The organism is Bradyrhizobium sp. 14AA (assembly GCF_054185205.1).
Map to the genome: position 1 here is coordinate 83116 of NZ_JAVAYM010000023.1, position 16980 is coordinate 100095.

17 protein-coding genes are annotated in these 16980 nt (G+C 64.1%); 3 read left to right on the plus strand and 14 right to left on the minus strand.

Features of this window, described 5'->3' with window-relative positions; translation table 11 throughout:
* Window positions 1–74: 74 nt before the first annotated feature.
* The 14 genes from RAD15_RS32855 to RAD15_RS32920 all read right to left on the minus strand — a co-directional run bounded on the left by RAD15_RS32855 (window position 75) and on the right by RAD15_RS32920 (window position 13652).
* On the minus strand, window positions 75–1835 hold the full coding sequence (locus tag RAD15_RS32855) for a hypothetical protein (RefSeq protein ID WP_458182637.1): 1761 nt from the start codon (window positions 1833–1835) through the stop codon (window positions 75–77).
* A gap of 4 nt (window positions 1836–1839) precedes the next feature.
* Window positions 1840–2421, minus strand: coding sequence for a WbuC family cupin fold metalloprotein (locus tag RAD15_RS32860; RefSeq protein ID WP_458182638.1), 582 nt, complete (start codon window positions 2419–2421; stop codon window positions 1840–1842).
* Window positions 2399–3064 carry a class I SAM-dependent methyltransferase gene (locus RAD15_RS32865; protein WP_458182640.1) on the minus strand — a complete coding sequence of 222 codons (666 nt, stop codon included), beginning with the start codon at window positions 3062–3064 and terminating at the stop codon, window positions 2399–2401. The genes RAD15_RS32860 and RAD15_RS32865 overlap by 23 nt, the downstream gene beginning before the upstream one ends.
* Window positions 3065–3089: 25 nt before the next feature.
* On the minus strand, window positions 3090–3482 hold the full coding sequence (locus RAD15_RS32870; RefSeq protein ID WP_458182641.1) for an LIC12192 family sporadic carbohydrate cluster protein: 393 nt from the start codon (window positions 3480–3482) through the stop codon (window positions 3090–3092).
* A complete protein-coding gene (locus RAD15_RS32875; protein ID WP_458182643.1) occupies window positions 3475–4281 on the minus strand; it encodes a sporadic carbohydrate cluster 2OG-Fe(II) oxygenase in 807 nt (268 codons plus the stop codon). Before RAD15_RS32875 ends, RAD15_RS32870 begins: the two co-directional genes overlap by 8 nt.
* On the minus strand, window positions 4278–5396 hold the full coding sequence (locus RAD15_RS32880) for a DegT/DnrJ/EryC1/StrS family aminotransferase (protein WP_458182644.1): 1119 nt from the start codon (window positions 5394–5396) through the stop codon (window positions 4278–4280). The genes RAD15_RS32875 and RAD15_RS32880 overlap by 4 nt, the downstream gene beginning before the upstream one ends.
* Window positions 5386–6492: a DegT/DnrJ/EryC1/StrS family aminotransferase gene (locus tag RAD15_RS32885; protein WP_458182645.1), complete on the minus strand. Its 1107-nt coding sequence runs from the start codon at window positions 6490–6492 to the stop codon at window positions 5386–5388. Before RAD15_RS32885 ends, RAD15_RS32880 begins: the two co-directional genes overlap by 11 nt.
* Window positions 6493–6500: 8 nt before the next feature.
* Window positions 6501–7460, minus strand: coding sequence for a transketolase family protein (locus RAD15_RS32890; protein ID WP_458182646.1), 960 nt, complete (start codon window positions 7458–7460; stop codon window positions 6501–6503).
* A 10-nt stretch (window positions 7461–7470) separates the two neighbouring features.
* Entirely contained in the window at window positions 7471–8319 is an 849-nt protein-coding gene (locus RAD15_RS32895; RefSeq protein WP_458182647.1) for a transketolase, read from the minus strand.
* Window positions 8294–9331: an aminoglycoside phosphotransferase family protein gene (locus tag RAD15_RS32900; RefSeq protein WP_458182649.1), complete on the minus strand. Its 1038-nt coding sequence runs from the start codon at window positions 9329–9331 to the stop codon at window positions 8294–8296. The genes RAD15_RS32895 and RAD15_RS32900 overlap by 26 nt, the downstream gene beginning before the upstream one ends.
* On the minus strand, window positions 9328–9939 hold the full coding sequence (locus RAD15_RS32905) for a hypothetical protein (protein WP_458182650.1): 612 nt from the start codon (window positions 9937–9939) through the stop codon (window positions 9328–9330). Before RAD15_RS32905 ends, RAD15_RS32900 begins: the two co-directional genes overlap by 4 nt.
* 5 nt (window positions 9940–9944) lie before the next feature.
* The gene (locus RAD15_RS32910; protein WP_458182651.1) at window positions 9945–10946 is read right to left on the minus strand and encodes an NAD-dependent epimerase/dehydratase family protein; all 1002 of its coding nucleotides are present in this window, start codon (window positions 10944–10946) and stop codon (window positions 9945–9947) included.
* Window positions 10947–10974: 28 nt separating this feature from the next.
* Window positions 10975–12540 carry a PfkB family carbohydrate kinase gene (locus tag RAD15_RS32915; RefSeq protein ID WP_458182652.1) on the minus strand — a complete coding sequence of 522 codons (1566 nt, stop codon included), beginning with the start codon at window positions 12538–12540 and terminating at the stop codon, window positions 10975–10977.
* An 83-nt stretch (window positions 12541–12623) separates the two neighbouring features.
* Window positions 12624–13652 carry an SDR family oxidoreductase gene (locus RAD15_RS32920; RefSeq protein WP_458182654.1) on the minus strand — a complete coding sequence of 343 codons (1029 nt, stop codon included), beginning with the start codon at window positions 13650–13652 and terminating at the stop codon, window positions 12624–12626.
* A 164-nt stretch (window positions 13653–13816) separates the two neighbouring features.
* Here RAD15_RS32920 and RAD15_RS32925 point away from each other — a divergent pair, with 164 nt between their 5' ends.
* The 3 genes from RAD15_RS32925 to RAD15_RS32935 all read left to right on the plus strand — a co-directional run bounded on the left by RAD15_RS32925 (window position 13817) and on the right by RAD15_RS32935 (window position 16792).
* A complete protein-coding gene (locus RAD15_RS32925) occupies window positions 13817–14404 on the plus strand; it encodes an SIS domain-containing protein (RefSeq protein ID WP_458182655.1) in 588 nt (195 codons plus the stop codon).
* A gap of 12 nt (window positions 14405–14416) precedes the next feature.
* The gene (locus RAD15_RS32930; protein ID WP_458182657.1) at window positions 14417–15439 is read left to right on the plus strand and encodes a lysylphosphatidylglycerol synthase transmembrane domain-containing protein; all 1023 of its coding nucleotides are present in this window, start codon (window positions 14417–14419) and stop codon (window positions 15437–15439) included.
* 84 nt (window positions 15440–15523) lie between these two features.
* On the plus strand, window positions 15524–16792 hold the full coding sequence (locus tag RAD15_RS32935; protein WP_458182659.1) for a methyltransferase domain-containing protein: 1269 nt from the start codon (window positions 15524–15526) through the stop codon (window positions 16790–16792).
* Window positions 16793–16980: the final 188 nt, after the last annotated feature.

Below are 16980 nucleotides of genomic sequence, written 5' to 3' on the forward strand. Positions count from 1 at the left end.
AGGGCTATATCGTGCTCGAGACCGCGCTACAATTCCTTAGTTGTCGGCTTCAGGCAGCTGTCGAGGTGCATGCGCTACTGAACTCCCGCGCTCGATTCGTCGCAAGCCGGTGAAGGCAGCGCCAGTAGCCAGGCCGCCCCGCGGACGCCGGGTCGCCGGCAGGGTGGCCGATATTCGGCTCTTGCCAGGGGGATCGGCTCGCCATCCTTCAACTGCATGAGCTCGCCCCGACCTTCGGTGGCGGAGGGCGCATCCTTGAGGACCGCCCTCAGGAGTTCGAGCAGGCCGATGTCATCGGGCGGCGGAATTCCCGGCGCGGCACGATAACGCCAGGTCTCCAGGCGGGACGGACAGGAGAAGAATTCGAGGTAGGAAATCGAGCAGCTACCGCGCGAGACTGCACCAGGCGAGGTGAAATCCCCGCAATAGTCGGTGTAGACAAACGATCGTGCGCGACTTTCGTCACGCAGCGTCGCTTGCGCGACATTCATGTCGCTGGCCCCGAGGCATCGCGAGCGGAACGCGATGATGTTACTCTCCGCGACCTGGAGCTTCACGACCTTGGGCTCGGGATCCGCGAGCAAGGCTGCGCGAATCTGCCGCTGCATGTCACCGGTAACCAGCCCGTCATACAGCAGCCATTTGGAATCATGGGCCATCGACAGTGCGAAGACCGTGATCACGCCACCGGCGGCCGCTGCACGTAGACGCTGTACCGGAATCGACTGCACCAGGGCGGCCATCAGTATCAAGATGCCGAATTGCGATGGAAACAGCAGTCTCGTTTCGCCCCGCGTCATGTCGCCATAAAGCCCGGCAAGCGCGTAGGGCGCGGCGCCAAGGAGGGCCATCACGGCTCCCAACAGGAGCAATCTCAGCGCGCTTCTCGTCGACGTGTGGCCTTTGAGCATCCAGGGCGCCGACGATGCGCCCGAAGAGAGCAGAACGAACACGGCCATGGCGGCCAATGTCACCACGGTCGAGAGGCCGTAGCCGAGAAACGCAAACCCGCGGGAGTAAGCGTAGCCGAGGCCGCGGGGGAAGGCCAAGAGATGCGTAGCCAGTGCCTGCTTTATGACGGCGAAATCAGGCGTGAAGCCATATTGTCCGGCGTAGTGACCGCTCTTGCCCAGTATCGTCAGCCGCAGCACGATCATGGCCGCGACGGCCAGCCAGAATGGGGCAAGACGCGCGAGCGTCCGCGTCCAACGCTCTCCGGCGGATCGGGCCAGCACGACGCGGAGCGGCTCGAGGGCGATCAGGGTCTCGAGCGACAATGAGAAAAGCAGGCTGAACGGCGCCGCCCATCGAAGCGCTCGTATCTTCGAATAGGTCAATTCGTAGGACAACAAATAGAAGACCAGGAAGAAGTCATAGACTGCATTTTGCGTCAGCCGAATTGCGTAGAACGGGCTGAGCAAGAAGAGGGCAGTGAAGAATCCGGCGATGCGCCGCGTATGCGATGATCGCGAGAGGATGGAGTAGAGCAATATGCCGTTCACAAGGTGGCAACCGAGCCCTGCGAGCCGCGCGGCGACATCCGGCATGTCTTGTAAAAGCACGACATACATCGTCATGGGAATCGCGAAGCCGGCGTGTGCCGACTCCCGCAGGACGCGGGCAAGGCCGGCTACGCCCTCGGTCCAATAGATGTAATAGACCGTCCAGTCGTCGCCGAAGACCTCGCGCGCGAACAGCGCAGGCAGGCTCGCAACGACGGCGATCGCCATGGCCAGAAAGACGTATCCGATGCCCAATCGGGCGTGAGACCGGGCCATCGCTGCGTCTGCGCCGGCCTTCACGTAAAGATCACCGGAACTGGCAGGGCCGATCACGGCGCTATGCCTTGCTTTGATCGGCCAGCTGCTCCGCGGCGAGCGTACCAATCCTCGTGACGTAGTCCTGGACCGCGGCGGCATCGCTGCCGTCGGGCGCCCACTCGGGAAATGCCGTGCGGGAGGGATCGAACGGACCGGCGGTGGTTTCGTGGAACACCAGCCATTCCGAGGTGATCAGGATCGAGTGGAAGACCTGTTCGGGCATCCGGTAGTAGCAGCGCTTGCCCTGGCCGTAGGGCGCCATTTCGAGCACGTCGCGAATCCGGCCGTCGTCCTCGAAGATGACGACCAGCGCGGTGCCCTCGATCACGTGAAACGATTCCGGTTTGCCAAAGTGCTTGTGGGGCCGCACATAGGCCTCGCGATGATGCACGATCAGCATCTCGTGCAGGCCGGACGAGGGATCCGGATGCGTGCACAGCCTGCTGCGCAGACGCGGGTTGCCGGCGGCGATGCGCTTCAGTTCCGCGATCGTGGCATCGTCCGCGGTGACGATGGCGTCGTCCGAATAATAGACTTCCGGATTTTGCGGGCGCAGCGGTCGGCGCTGGCCGGCCGCCTCATTCGAAGAAGATGAACCCATGGTCGCCCCGGTATCCGCATTTGTCGTAGATCCAGGCCCATGTTTCCGGACCGTGGAAGCTCAGGCAAGTCAGCTGCCAGTACAGCAGGTTCGCCTTCTCGTGCTCGTTGCGGAACGATTCCACCATCAGATATTTCGAGGCGCCGCGTCCGACGCGCTCGATCTCCGACACCGCGCGGAAGACGTCCTCGAGCGGAAGGTTGTGTAGCACGCCCAGCGACACCACGAGGTCGAAGCTGTGGTCGGGGTAGGGGAGCTCGACGGCACTGCCGACCTTCAACTGCGGCCGCACCTCCTCCTTGGCATTGGCGATGCCATAGTCGGAGATGTCGATGCCGGCGATCGTGAGGTCGGGAACAAGCTGGGTGAATTCGTAGAGCAAATAGCCCTTGCCGCAGCCGACATCGAGCACGCTCATGCCCGGCTTGATGCCATAGCGGTCGATCAGGGTCTGTGCGAGCGGACGCCACCGTCCGTCGTAGCGATAGCCGCCATAGCCATAACGGCGGTCGCCGTCCCAGTAGTCGGGCCCCCATTGCCGCGCCACGGTCGCCGATTCCGCCTTGTCATGCTCGACCACGCGCTGAACGTAGTTCCGCTTGGTCGATGCGTGCATCGGCTGGAGCAGGTTGATCTCGGCCATGATCGTCAATCGACCCGCGGCATCGTCACAGAATGGTCGCGAATTTGTTCACGAGCAGGATGTCCTCGACGGCCTGGATGTCCTTCTGCGACGAGAGCGTGATCTCCTCCACGGCCGCGTGCAGATCACAGCCCTCGCGCAGCACGCGGTCGTAGATCTGCCGGCGCCGTGCCTCGTCGGGCGGCAGCATGAAGATGCTGTAGAGGATCAGGCCGTTCAGGCGGGGCAGCTCGTCCAGGATGTCCTCGAGCACCATGTAGCTGCCGGGCATGATGTGCTCGACGGCGCTGAGCAGGTATTGCAGGTTCTTCCGCCGCGCGTAGTCGCGGATCACGATGTTCTGGACGTGCTGCGGGGAGCGGCTGCCGTTCAGGGGACGTGCGCCGATGTAGCCGCGATGGCCAGCTCGCTCAGCCATGGAAGCCTCCCGGCAGTTTGTATTGCATGCCGACCCGTGTCGCCGGGCGGAGCAGGATCGGCTCGAAGAACTCGCCGAAGCGCTTGTCCGCGTAGGGCGACATGATGCTCTTGAACCGGCAGTTCATGCTCCAGCGCGTGCCGGGCTCCTCGTTGACGCGATTGCCGTGCATCAGGGTCTGGTTGAACAGCATCACGTGACCGTAGGGAATCTCGATGAAGGTCGCGTGCGGCTTGATTGTCTTGTACAGCTCCTCGGCGCTGCGCAGGCTCGCCATCCGGTCCTGTATGTCGCCGTTCAGGGACGGGGGCAGCAGATACATCGCCTTAGTGCGGTGAACGTCCACCAGCGGCACCCACACCACGACCTCGAACGGCGAGTCGCCCGACCACACGTCGGAATGGGTGGCGAGCAGCGACGAGCTGTCGCCGGGCATCTGGATGCTGAGATTGACGCGGCGCTGCATGCAGAGCTCATTGCCGACGATGGTCTCGATCGTCGAGCGCGCCAGACGGAAATAGGTCGGCCGGAACCAGGCCTCGGCGTTGAGGCCGTTGAAGACGTGCAGCCGGAGGCCATTGAGATCGTCCACGCTCACGCGCGTGTGGACGGTATCCAGCATCGCGTAGGGATCGTTGCTGTGCGGCAGCTTCAGATAGTCCGCCGCGAGCTCGGCGGCGCGCCGCTGGATGCGGTCGAGCCCGGCGCGGTCGTCGGCCGGCGTGGTGACAAAGCCGTCGTCGATGAAGCGCTGCGCCAGCGCCTGCTCGTCGGCCTGGAGGAAGTCCGTATCCGTCATGCAAAGTACTCCCGGGCGGTCGCGCAGATATGGCTGATATCGGCGGCCGAGAGGAACTGGTTGATGGGAAGGGTCAGGATCTGGTCCGCCTGCCGCTCGGTCACCGGAAACGCGCCGCGCCCCTGGCCCAGATGCGCTGCGGCCGGCTGCAGATGGATCGGGACCGGGTAGTGGATCGCGGTCTCGATGCCCTTGTCGGCAAGATATTTCTGGAAATCGTTGCGGCGGTCGGTCTGCACGACGAAGGTGTGGAAGGTGTTGAACTCGATGTTGCGGCAGGGCGGAATGAACAGCGGCAGGCCTGCGAGCTCGGCGCGGTATTGCGCAGCGTTGCGCCGCCGGCGTTCGATCACCGAGGGCAGGTGGCGCAGGCGAATGCGCAGCACCTCGGCCTGCAGCGTGTCGAGCCGCGACACGAGGCCCCATTCCTGGACGTCGCTGCGGTTGATCAGGCCGTGATTGCGAAGGCGGCGAATTCGTGCGGCGAGTTCGGCGTCGGCGGTGACGAGGAAGCCGGCGTCGCCCGCGGCATTGAGATTCTTCAGCGGATGCGCGGAGAAGCAGCCGAACGTCCCGATGGTGCCGCTCATCCGTCCGTCATAGGTCGAACCGACGGCTTGCGCGCTGTCCTCGATCACGGCGAGAGCGTGCTTGCTCGCGATCGCCATCAGCGGGTTCATGTCGGCCATGCGCCCGGTCAGGTGCACCGGCATGATCGCCTTGGTCCGCGACGTGACGGCGGCCTCGACCGCGGCCGGGTCGATGTTCTGGTCCGGCAGCACGTCCGCAAAGACCGGCGTCGCACCGACCGCGATGATCGCGGCGGTCGATGCCACGAACGAATTCGGCGGGGTGATCACCTCGTCGCCGGGGCCGATGTCGAGCGCCCGCATGGCGAGGATCAGCGCATCGGTGCCGGAGTTCAGCGTCACCACATGCGGCGAGCCGAGATAGGCGGACAATTCGTCCTCGAGCTTTCCGACCGCAGCCCCGCCGATGAAATCGCCGCGGGAAAACACGCCCTCGACCGCCTGCATGATCTCGCCGCGTTCTTCCTCGAACTGGGCGGGAAGATTGACGTAGCCGATGCGCCGGCGGCCGGTGTCAGCGTCCATGGCAGAACTTCCGAACGGTTTCGATGACGCGGTCCTGCTGGGCACGCGTCAGATGCTGGTCCACGGGGAAGCTGATGACTTCCTTGGCATGGCGGTCGGTGACCGGGAATGTCCCCGGGGCGTAACCGAGATGCTTGAGCCCTTCCTGCTGATACAGCGGAATGGGATAGTGGATCTTGGCTTCGATGCCGTTGTCCAGGCAGTACTGGTAAAGCTCGTCGCGGCGTTCGGCGAACACCATGTAGAGATGGTAGACGTGCTTCACGTTGGGCCGACGCTGGGGGATGCGCAGGCCGGGAAGGCCGGCGAGGCCCGCATCGTAATAGGCCGCGTTCTCGATCCTGCGCCGCGTGATCTCGCCGGTCTGGCCGATCAGCCAGTTGCCGACGACGGCCTGGAGGGAATCGAGCCGCGAATTGCAGCCGAGGATCGCGATCTCGTCGCGGTTCTTCATGCCATGGTTGCGGATCAGGCGGAGCTTCTCGTTCATCCCGTCGTCATTGGTGACGACGACGCCGGCATCGCCCCAGACGTTGAGGTTCTTGAGCGGATGCAGGGAGAAGCCGGCCGCGATGCCGTGGGTGCCGGAGCGCTTGCCGGCGAACTCTGACAGGATGCCCTGGCAGGCATCCTCGACGACGGGCAGGTTGTGACGCTGGGCGATCGCCATGAGCTTGCCCATGTCGGTGACCTCGCCGGTCAACTGAACCGGCATGATCGCCTTGGTCTTCTTGGTGATGGCTGCTTCGACATAGTCGACGTTCATGCAGAAGGAATCGTCGCAGTCGACCAGCACCGGCGTCGCACCGGTCTCCGCGATGGCGCCGACGGTGGCGATGAACGTATTGGCGGCGGTGATGACCTCGTCGCCATGGCCGATGCCGAGCGCCTTGAGCGGCAGCTTCAGCGCGTCGGTGCCTGATCCGACGCCGATGGCGTGACGCACGCCGATCAGCTCGGCGAAACGCCGCTCGAATTCGGCGACGGGCTTGCCAAGGGTGAAGTCACCGGTCGCCACCAGGCGGCCGATTTCGGCCAGGATCGGGGCAGGATCGGAGAATTGCTCGAGCAGATAGGAATATCGAACGTCGTACATGTGACCCGTCAGGTGGAATGAAGTTGAGGAGAGGAGGTGCGCGACGCCGCGAGCGCATGCTCGATCGAGGTCGCAATGGCGTTGGCGGAAAGTCCGTGCTTCTTCAGCAGCGAGTCCTGCGAGCCGTAATTGTGCATGAAGCGGTCCGGCAGCGACAGCCGCAGCATCGCCGGCAGGCCCGATCCGAGCTTGTCGATCAACGTCTCCGCGACCGCGCTGCCGAGGCCGCCGGAGGGGACATGCTCCTCGAGCGTCGCCACGAGATTGGTGCCGCGGATCGCCTGCAACAGCGCCTCGGTGTCGAGCGGCTTGACGGTATGCATGTGCAGGATGCCGGAGCGAATGCCTTGCGCGGCCAGCAGGTCGGCCGCAGCGAGGGCGCGCTGAAGCATGATGCCGGTGGTTACCATGAGGACGTCGCCCGGTGGGCGCATCAGGATGGCCTTGCCGATCTCAAAGCCGTGCTCGGCCTTGGAGACGATGGCGTCGCCGCCCTTGCCGAGCCGGATGTAGATCGGCCCGGTCCAGTCGAGCGTCTGCTCCATCATGCGGGCCGCCTCGTCGGCATCGCACGGGCAGATCACCGTCATGTTCGGCAACGCCCGCATGATGGCGATATCCTCGATCGCCTGATGGGTGGGACCGAGCGGCGCATAGACCAGCCCGCCGCCGTTGGCGATCAGCCGCACCGGCAGATTGTGCAGGCAGAGATCGACCGCCACCTGCTCGTAGCAGCGGCGGGTGAGGAAGGTCGCGATGGTGTTGACGTAGGGCACGAAGCCCTCCATCGCGAGGCCGGCCGACATGCCGATGATGTGTGCTTCCGAAATGCCTTCGATCAGATGGCGCTTGGGAAACTCCTTGCTCATCGCGCGCAGAGTGCCCGCGCCGGGATCGGAGCCGATGTAAAGCACCCGCTCGTCGCGCGTGGCGAGCTTGTGGACCATGTTCATCGCGGTGTTGCGCATGGGGAGCCGATCAAAAATCGCCGACAGCGACGCGGATGGCGTCGAGCTCGCTGTCGGTCAGCTTGTTCTTGTGATGCCAATCGGCGTTGGACTCTGCGGGCGGCAGACCCTTGCCCTTGACGGTATGGCAGATGATCGCGGTGGGCTTGCCCGGAACGGCCGGGATCTGCTTGAGGACGGTGCGCAGGGCGCCGACGTCGTGGCCGTTGAGCTCCTGCACGGCAAAGCCGAAGCTGCGCCATTTGTCCGCGAGCGGCTCCAGCGGCAGCACGTAGTCGGTGGGTCCGTAGCTCTGGAGCTTGTTGTAGTCGATCAGCGCGACCAGATTGTCGAGTCCGTGCTTGGCCGCGCCCATCGCAGCTTCCCACACCGATCCTTCGTTGATCTCGCCGTCGCCGAGCAGCACGAAGGTCCGGTAGCTGCGCTCGCGCATGCGTGCGGCGAGCGCAAGGCCGACACCGATCGACAGGCCATGTCCGAGCGCGCCGGTCGAGGCCTCGACGCCCGGCACCATGCCGTATTCGGGATGTCCGCCCAGGATGCTGTCGGGGCCGCAAAACCCGTCGAGCTCCGACAGCGGGAAGAAGCCGCGATCGGCCAACAGCGCATAGAGCGCCAGGCAACCGTGTCCCTTGCTGAGGATCGCGCGGTCTCGATTCGGATCGCGCGGGTTCTGCGGATCGATCCGCAGGATGTCGTCATAGAGCACGCGGACCATCTCGATCAGCGACAGGGCAGGACCGACATGTCCGCGTCCCGCCGAACGGACGGAACCGAGGACCAGGCGACGCAAGTAAAGGCTGCGCTCGTCCAGCGTGCAGGTGAGGGCGGCTTCAGCGTGGGGTGAGATCTGGATCACGTTGGCAAATCGTTTGATGGAGCCGTCGGGCTTTGTCGAGCTGACCGGCAAGGCGGACCGTCAGGTCGCCACCTTGCGCAGCCAAGGCGCGCCGGGAGCGGCTTTCCGGCAAATAGGCATTCAGGACAATCAGGCACCAAATCGCCCCGAATACAGGATACAGTACGTCACGACGGATCGCAAACGCGTCATCTTTAGCGGCGAAAGCTTGCGTGAGGCGTTCGGTCAACCGATTTGCTTTGGCTTCGGGTAGATCGCTACCAGGGTGAAGCGCGGTGTCGGACACGAGCTTGACCGGATCATCCCAGCCGAAATATTCGAAGTCGATGAATCGCAGCCGGCCGTCTTCGCTGCGCAGTGCATTGTGCAGCCCGAAATCGGAGGGGCTCAATGCGCGATGCGCGGGCGCCAGGTCCGCTGCGGGATCCAGGCCAAGTTCCGCATAGCGGCGGCGGAGTCGCCGAATTGCGATGGCGGTGCTGGGAACCAGGCTGTCGTCCATGAAGGCGCGCAAGTCCGGATGGTTGGCAGAGGCCCGCCTCAGTCCGTCCAGCCGCTGCTCATACTGGGCAATGGCTTCCTCCGGCGAAAAGATGCTGGCCGAGGCGTTGCGCAAATTCTGCGCGCCATCGGCGTTGCGCAGCTTCTGCAGCTCGATCAGGAAATCGGCCAGCTGATCGGCATCGCCGTCCTGAGGGCGCACGACCGCCGCTTCACCGTCGAACCATTGATACAGCGCGCAGAACGCATCCGCGTCCTTTCCGATCGGCCGCGGCGTCGACAAGATGCCGTGGCGCGACAGAAACGACAGCGCGTCATATTCCTGTCCCAGGCGATCGCGTCCGTCGGACGGATAATGCTTGAGCGCGAGGGGCGGTCCCTCAGTCATCTCCAGCCGAAACACCCTGTTGTTGCCGCCGGATCGCGCCGGCTGGGCGGCCGCGACCGGTGCTCCGGCCAAGCGGCTGCCAATCGCGATCGCATCCGGCACGCTGATGTCGGGCTCGCTCATTCCGCAAACACCTCGTGGCGGATGCCGGCCCACGTCGCGATCGGCTTGCAGTGTTCGGGGTGGGGAGGCTGCGACCGCGTGAACAGGATCGCCCGCGTCGCCTTCGGGAAATGCGGTTGCTCGAAGACCTCGACGAGATCATCGATGAACACGTCGAGCTCCAGGCTCGCGAGTCTTTCGACTTTGGCGGCCATCGTGTCCTCGAAGTAAACAGCGCCGGCGGCCACCGCCGCATCCGAAGCGTCGATCAGGCCGGCGCTACGCAGCCAGCCGCGAGCGGCCTCACGCAGATCGGTGTGGTCGGGGTCCTGATGACCGAATCGGGTCTTGTGGCTGACGATGTACACCTTCGCGCCAGCCTGTCGGCACGCCGCCAGGAATTCCCGCACGCCCGGATAGATTTCCGCGCCGCCAATTCCCTTGCCGTAGACGAAGCCTTGCAGGCCTTGCCAGGCGAGTTCGCCACCCGTGCGGGACCGCAGGTGATCCCGCACATCGGTCTTCAGCCCCTCCCAGCCCTCCGGCACCAGGTCGCGCTGGCGTGCGACGGCGGCGAAGACCTTGTCGTAGCAGATGATCGTGTTGTCGAAATCGATGCCGATCCGCACGCCGCTCACTTCAGGCTGATGTTCTGCATCATCTTGATGTTGAAGTACCGGGGATCGTTGAGCGAGTTCGGCAGGCGGCCGGCCTTGAAGGCATCCACCAGTCCGGACACGGCCTGTTCGATCGTGTGCGTCGGCGCAAAGCCGAGCTCGCGGCGAATCTTTTCGGAAGACACGTGGTAGGAGCGCAGATCGTCGGTCGGCTCGACCACGACGTCGACATTGTTTCCGACCACCGACTTGACGATGTCGGCGATCTTCATCAGCGAGTGGTTCTCGTAGCCGATATTGTAGGTCTTGCCGTCGATCTTCGCATCGTCCTGCTGGAGCAGGAACAGATAGGCCGCGGACATGTCCTCGATGTGCAGATTGGGCCGGCGCTGCGTCCCGCCGAACACGCGGATGCGGCCGGTGTTGACCGCGAGATTGGTCAGGATGTTGACGACCACGTCGAGCCGCTGCCGCGGTGCGTAGCCGCAGACGGTGGCGGGACGAACGGTGCAGGCGACGAAGCCGGAGGCGGCCTCCTCGGCAAGATCGGTCTCGCACATCGCCTTGAACTTCGAGTAGTCCGTGAGCGGCTCGCAGGACAGCTCCTCGGTCACCTCGGCCTCGTCCTTGATGCCGTAGACGCTGGAGGAGGAAGCATAGATGAAGCGCTTGATGCCCGCCTTCTTCGCGGCGCGCACCATCGGACGGAAGCAGTCGTAGTTGATCGACTTGCCGAGGCCCGGGTCCAGCTCGAACGAGGGGTCGTTGGAGATGCAGGCGAGGTGGATCACCGCGTTGTTGCCGCGCAGCGCCTCGTTGATCGCGGCCTCATCGCGGATGTCGCCCTTGATCAGGCGAAGGTTCGGGTTGTTGCGAACCGCGTCGAAGACGGATTCGCCGTACATGAACAGGTCGAGCACGGTGACCTTGTGGCCCGCCGCCAGCAACTGGGGAACCAGCACGCTGCCGACATAGCCGGCGCCACCGGTGACCATCACGTTCCATTTCTGATCAATCACTGTCGTTCTCCAGAATTTGGCGTTCGCGCTACTTCAACAACGCGGTGACGAATTTGACGAGCGGCGCCTTCTCGACCGAGCTGCGGTGGCCGACGATGCCGACCTTGATCGCGCCTGCGGCGTTGCCGATGAAGGCGACGTCCTCGATGTTGCCGCCGGCGGCAACCAGCGGCGCCGTGATCGTCAGGAAGGCGTCGCCGGCGCCGACGGTGTCGACGACGGTCTTGGTGAAAGCGGGCACGCGCGCGACGCCGGTCTTCGACGAGAAGGGGTAACAGCCGAAGGAGCCGTGCGTGATGATCATGTTGTCGCAGTCGATCTTGCCGTGCAGGCCGCCCTCGATGACGGAGGCGATGTCGTTGAACTTGTCGGTGGCGGCCAGCCGCGCTTCCGGCGCGTCGATGCAGATGTAGTCGGCCCGCGGATACTTCGTGACCAGATTGTAGCCGTGATTTCCGCTGTTGCTCTGGGCGTTGACCGCCAGGAACTTGGAGTTCGCGATCAGCGTGTCGATCGTGCTGGATGCGATCATGCCGTGACCGAAATCGGTGACGATCACCACGTCTGCGTCCCGCACGCGTTCCGCGGTGACCTTGTCGATCTCCTTGCGCGCGGTCTCGTCGAGCGGCGTGTCGTCCATGGTGTAGACTTCGAACAGCTTGTGCAGATAACCCATCTCGACATACCGCAATTTTCGGGTCGTCGGACGGCCCTGAACGCGGATCGGCGTCAGCGTGACATTCGGGCGGACGTGCGCGCGAATGAACTCTTCCGGGTAGTCGTTGCCGCCCAGCGTCGTGACGATCTCGACCGACTTGCAGAAGCTCGCCACGTGATTGGCCGCGGCAATGACGCCGCCGGCAAATTGCTCGCCATTCTTGAACAGGGTCGCGACGATGTTCTCCTTGGACGCCTTTCCGAGTGCCGTGACGTACTGGTACTCGTCGATGATCGTGTCTCCGACCAGCACGACGTGCATGTCCTGGATCTTGTCGATCAGCTTCAGCAGGCGTTCGGCGCCACCGCCTTCGCGTACCTTCTGGAGGTAGTCGCGCAGAGGGGGATCGTAGATGTCGAAGTAGCGGTTCAGCAGCGAGGACGAACTGAAGGTGACGTCGCGCGTGAAGACGATGCGGCCGCCATGGCGCTCGACGGCCTCGCGCTCGGTTGCGATCTTGCCGGTGACGTCATCTTCGGGGTTTTCGTAGTCCGAGCCCTTCACATAGATGTCGGGGCGCACGGTATCGAGGACCGGCTCGGCGCTGGAGGTCCGGTTGATGCCGACCCAATCGACCGTGCCGAGCGCGGCCAGCATCTCGGCGCGCATGTTCTCCGGAAAGATCGGCCGTCCCGGGCCCTTGTTGACGAAACGGTCGGCGGTGGTGGTCACGATGACCACATCGGCCTCGTTGCGCGCCGCCAGGATGTGCCGGACGTGGCCGAGATGCACGAGATCGAACACGCCGTGGCAGAGCGCAACGGTGCGGCCCTCGGCTTGCGCGGCCCGCGCGATCTCGCCCAGTTCCTCGATCGACTTGATCTTCTCGTGCGGTGCCGGATGCACGGCCGTCTTGTCTGTCGGAGCATTACCCATTTGTATTACCCAAAGCGCCGGTCGGCCTCAGCCGGTCGGCCCGGAATTGATCGACTCGCTGCAACGATATCCGGCGAACCTGTTCAGTGGCTTGCCTTCTGCGCGGCGCCGGGAGCCGCATCGTTGTCGTCACCGAGATATTTGAACCAGTCCTTGGTGGCGTCGGCGATCTTGTCCACCGTCCACAGGGGAGCATCCTTGTACTGGTCCATCGACTTCAGCATCGTCGCGACGCCGTCCTCGAACTTCACCTTCGGCGTCCATTTCAGAACCCGCTTGATCTTTGTGATGTCGGCGTAGGTGCAGTCGGGCTCGCCGGGACGCTTGGGAATGTGGACCTTGTCGCCGCCGAGAAGCTCGACCAGCCGGTTGACGCTGTAGGTGTTGTCCGAGCCGACGTTGAATATTTCGTGCGAGACATCGGAGCGCGCGGCGGTCACGAAGGCGTCGGCGACGTCGCTGACGAAGGTGAAGTCGCGAGTCTGCTCGCCATCACCGACCACCGTGAACGGCTTGCCGGCGAGCTTCTGCGCCATGAAGACACCGAACACGGCGCCGTAGGTGCCGGTGGTACGATGGCGCGGGCCGTAGACGTTGAACAGGCGCAGCGCGACCGCGGGCAGCTTGTAGACCTGGCACCAGTGCATGACGCACTGCTCGCCGAGATTCTTGGTGAGCGCATAGGGATACATCGGCCGGATCTCGGCGCTCTCCGGCGTCGGATAGACGTCGGGAATGCCGTAGCAGGAGGACGACGCCGCATAGACGAAGCGCCTGACACCGGCGTGCCGCGCTGCCTCGAGAACGTTGACCGTGCCGTCGACATTGGCGCGATGATAGGGAATCGGCGACTCGATCGAGGGAACAATGTCGGCCAGCGCCGCGAGATGGAACACCCAATCGACACCGGCGAAATGCGGCTTGATCGATTCGAGGTCGGTGACGTCGGCCCGCACGACCTTCAACTGGCTCGAATTGGCGCGTGCGGCCAGATTCTCCGGGCGTCCGATGACGAAATTGTCGAGCGCGATGACCTCGTGGCCGTCATCGAGGAGTCGATCGACGAGGTGACTTCCAATGAAGCCGGCGCCGCCGGTAACGATGCATTTCATGGGGAACATCCGTGACGCGAATGCCCAGCGAAATAGGCTCGCCAATGTTGAGTGAAACCCGAAGCCGACTACCAGCCGCCCGCAAACTTTGCAAGTATTATACCTTTGCAATCCTTGGTAATAGCCGGTATCACCCGGTCATGTTGCAATCGAGCCGCCAGCCCATGCCCGCCGAGTCCGTCGATCCCGATCACAAGGCTTTCCTCGACGATTACGTGGGGCGCCTCCATCGCGCGACGGCGGTTGACGACGGTGTTTTTGCCAGCATCTCCGCCACGCGCGCGGCCTGGTTGCGCGCGCGCGAGCAGGGCGGTCGCGTCATCTTCATCGGTAACGGCGGCTCGGCCGGCATCGCTTCGCATCTGGCGATCGATCTGGCGAAGAACGCCTCGGTGCCCGCACTGTGCTTCAGCGATGCGAGCATGATGTCGTGCCTTGCCAACGATTACGGATTCGAGGACTGGATCGCGCACGCCGTGCGGTTGAGCGCCCGCGCCGGCGACTGCCTGGTCGCGATCAGCTCGTCGGGGCGTTCGAAGAACATCCTCAATGCGGTCGCTCAGGCGCGCGCGATGAAGCTCGCCGTGATCACGCTGTCGGGCATGAATGCGGACAATCCGCTGCGCACTCTCGGCGACGTCAATTTCTGGGCCGACAGCCGCAGCTACAACATCGTCGAGACCACGCACCAGTTCTGGATGATGGCCGCAATCGACCTCGTCATCGGTCGTGCGGAATATCCGGCGTCCTGAGGCTGGCATCCGATGCAGTCGCGGTACAAGCAGGCGGCCCTGTTTTCGGTGAAGCTGCTGCTGTCGATCGCCGTGCTGGTCTACATCGCGCGCGGGCTCGACCTGCGCCAGTTGCGCAACCATCTCGTCTCCGTCGATCCGCTGCTGTTCGTCGTCGCGCTGGCGCTGATCTTCTTTCAGACCTTCGTGCTCAACGGCCGGTGGGAGCTGATCATGCGCGCGCTCGGCGTGTCGCTGGACTGGCTCGGCGGCTGGCGGATCCTCATGATCAGCCTCTGGTTCAATCAAGTGCTGCCGTCGTCGGTCGGCGGCGACGCGGTGCGGATGTGGCTGCTGCGCCAGCGTGGCGTGCAGTGGTCGGAGGCGGTCAAAGGGGTCGCGGCAGACCGTTTCACGGCGTTGATCGGGCTGATCGTGCTGATGGTGGCCGGGTTGCCGTTCCTGCTGTCGCGCGTATCGAATCAGGCTGCGATCCTGGCCATCGGCGGGCTGACGCTGGCGGGCGTCGCCGGCACCGTGGTCCTGTTGACGCTCGATCGCCTGCCGAAGCGACTGATCTCGCTTCCCGCGATCGCAAGCTTCGTTCGGTTCGGAACACTCGTCAGGTTTCTTCTCCTGCAGTCCGAGCGCCGCGGTGTGCTGTTCGGATCGGCGCTCCTCATTCATCTCGTGACGGCGGCGGCCTGCTTTGCCCTCGCGCGCGGCGTCGGAGCGCAGCTCTCGGTGCTGGACGCCGGTATCCTGATTCCGCCGGTGATCCTGCTGACAGCGGTTCCGATTTCGATCAGCGGGTGGGGCGTTCGCGAGGGGGCGATGGTCGCCTGTCTTGGTCTTGCCGGCGTTCCTTCCGAGGAGGCACTGTCGGTTTCGCTCCTGCTGGGTGCCGTCAGCGTTATCGTCGGTCTCGCAGGCGGCGTGATCTGGCTGTCAAGCGCGGAGCGCGGCTCGTATTCAGCGGACAAAGCGGCGAAGGCTGCGGAAGAATCGCCGAACTACGGGCTGGCGAAGGCCGAGGAGGTATCGAGCCACCCTTGACCCCTTGAACCATTGCAGTCGATCTGATCTCCACAGGGTGGGAATGTCTCACCCGCGCGCATGTCTCCGTTTTCCGGTTCCATGATGAAAAACCTGTTCTACGTCCGCCAAACCTGCCGCCTCTGTCACTCCGACAAGCAAGAGCTGGTCGTGCCCATGGCCGGCATGCCGATCGGCACGCCGAACTTCCAGGTGCCGGAGGCCAGTGTCGACGATCCCGTGTTCCGGGCCGCGGTGCCGATGGCGCTGCACCTGTGCAGGGATTGCGGCCACCTCCAGATTCTCCATGTCGGCAATCCGGAGATCCAGTACCGAAACTACGTCTACACCACCTCGCTGTCGCTCGGCCTGCGGGAGCATTTCGCAGGCTATGCCAACGACGTCGTCAGCCGCTTCGGCATCGCGCCCGGCTCGCTGGTCGTCGAACTCGGCAGCAACGACGGATCGCTGCTCGGCTTCTTCAAGGAGCGCGGCATGCGGGTGCTGGGCGTCGACCCCGCCGTCGACATTGCGCGGCGTGCGACCGAATCGGGGATCGAGACCATCGGCGACTTCTTCACCGATGCCATCGGTCACCGCATTCTGCAGAGCCACGGCGCGGCGAGCGTCGTGATCGCCAACAACATGATCGCCAATGTCGACAACCTCGATCCGCTGGTGATCGGGGTTCGCGACGTGCTGGCGCCGGACGGACTGTTCGTGTTCGAGACGCAGTATGGCGTCGACGTCACCGAGAAGAACCTTCTCGACACCGTCTATCACGAGCATCTGTCGTATTTTAACATCAAGCCGCTGATCCGTTTCTTTGCCCGGCTCGGCATGGAGCTGATCGATGTCCAGCACATCTGGACCAAGGGTGGCTCGATCCGCGTGACCGTGCAGCGCGCCGGCGGCGCGAAGAAGCCGTCCGCGGAGGTCGCGCGCTTCGTTGCCGAGGAAGAGCGGCTCGGCGTCGACCAGCCGGCTTATTATGCGCCCTATGTGAAGAGGATCGCCGCCATCCGTGACGAACTCGTCGCGATGGCCGATGCTGCCCATGCGCGCGGTCAACTCGTTGCCGGCTATGGTGTTTCCGTAGGCACCACGACCCTGCTGCCGCAGTTCGGCCTGGAGGGAAAGATCGACTTCCTGGTGGACGATGACCCGAAGAAGGGGAACGTCATGGCCGGGCCGGGCTACGATATCCCGATCCTGCCGCCTGCCGCCCTCTACGAGCGCAAGCCGGCGTTCGTCGTCGTCTTCGCCTGGCGCTATGTGGACCCAATCCGGGCCAAGCACGCCCGCTATTTCGCCGAGGGCGGAAAGTTCGTGGTGCCGCTGCCCGGTGTCGCGATGGTCGACCGGGCCGACTGACGGTCGTCCGGGGGCTGTGAGGGGCGAGCTGGACAGACCGGCCGGCTCAGGCGTCAGAAGGTCGCGTGGCCCGGCTCGGTAAGCCGTTGATTCGCATGGCCTCTGACGTCGTCCTCCGGGCGCGAGGGGACGCTTGCCGGGCGCGCCGCTACCTTGACGTTTGGTCCCATCCGCAGTAGATACCCCGC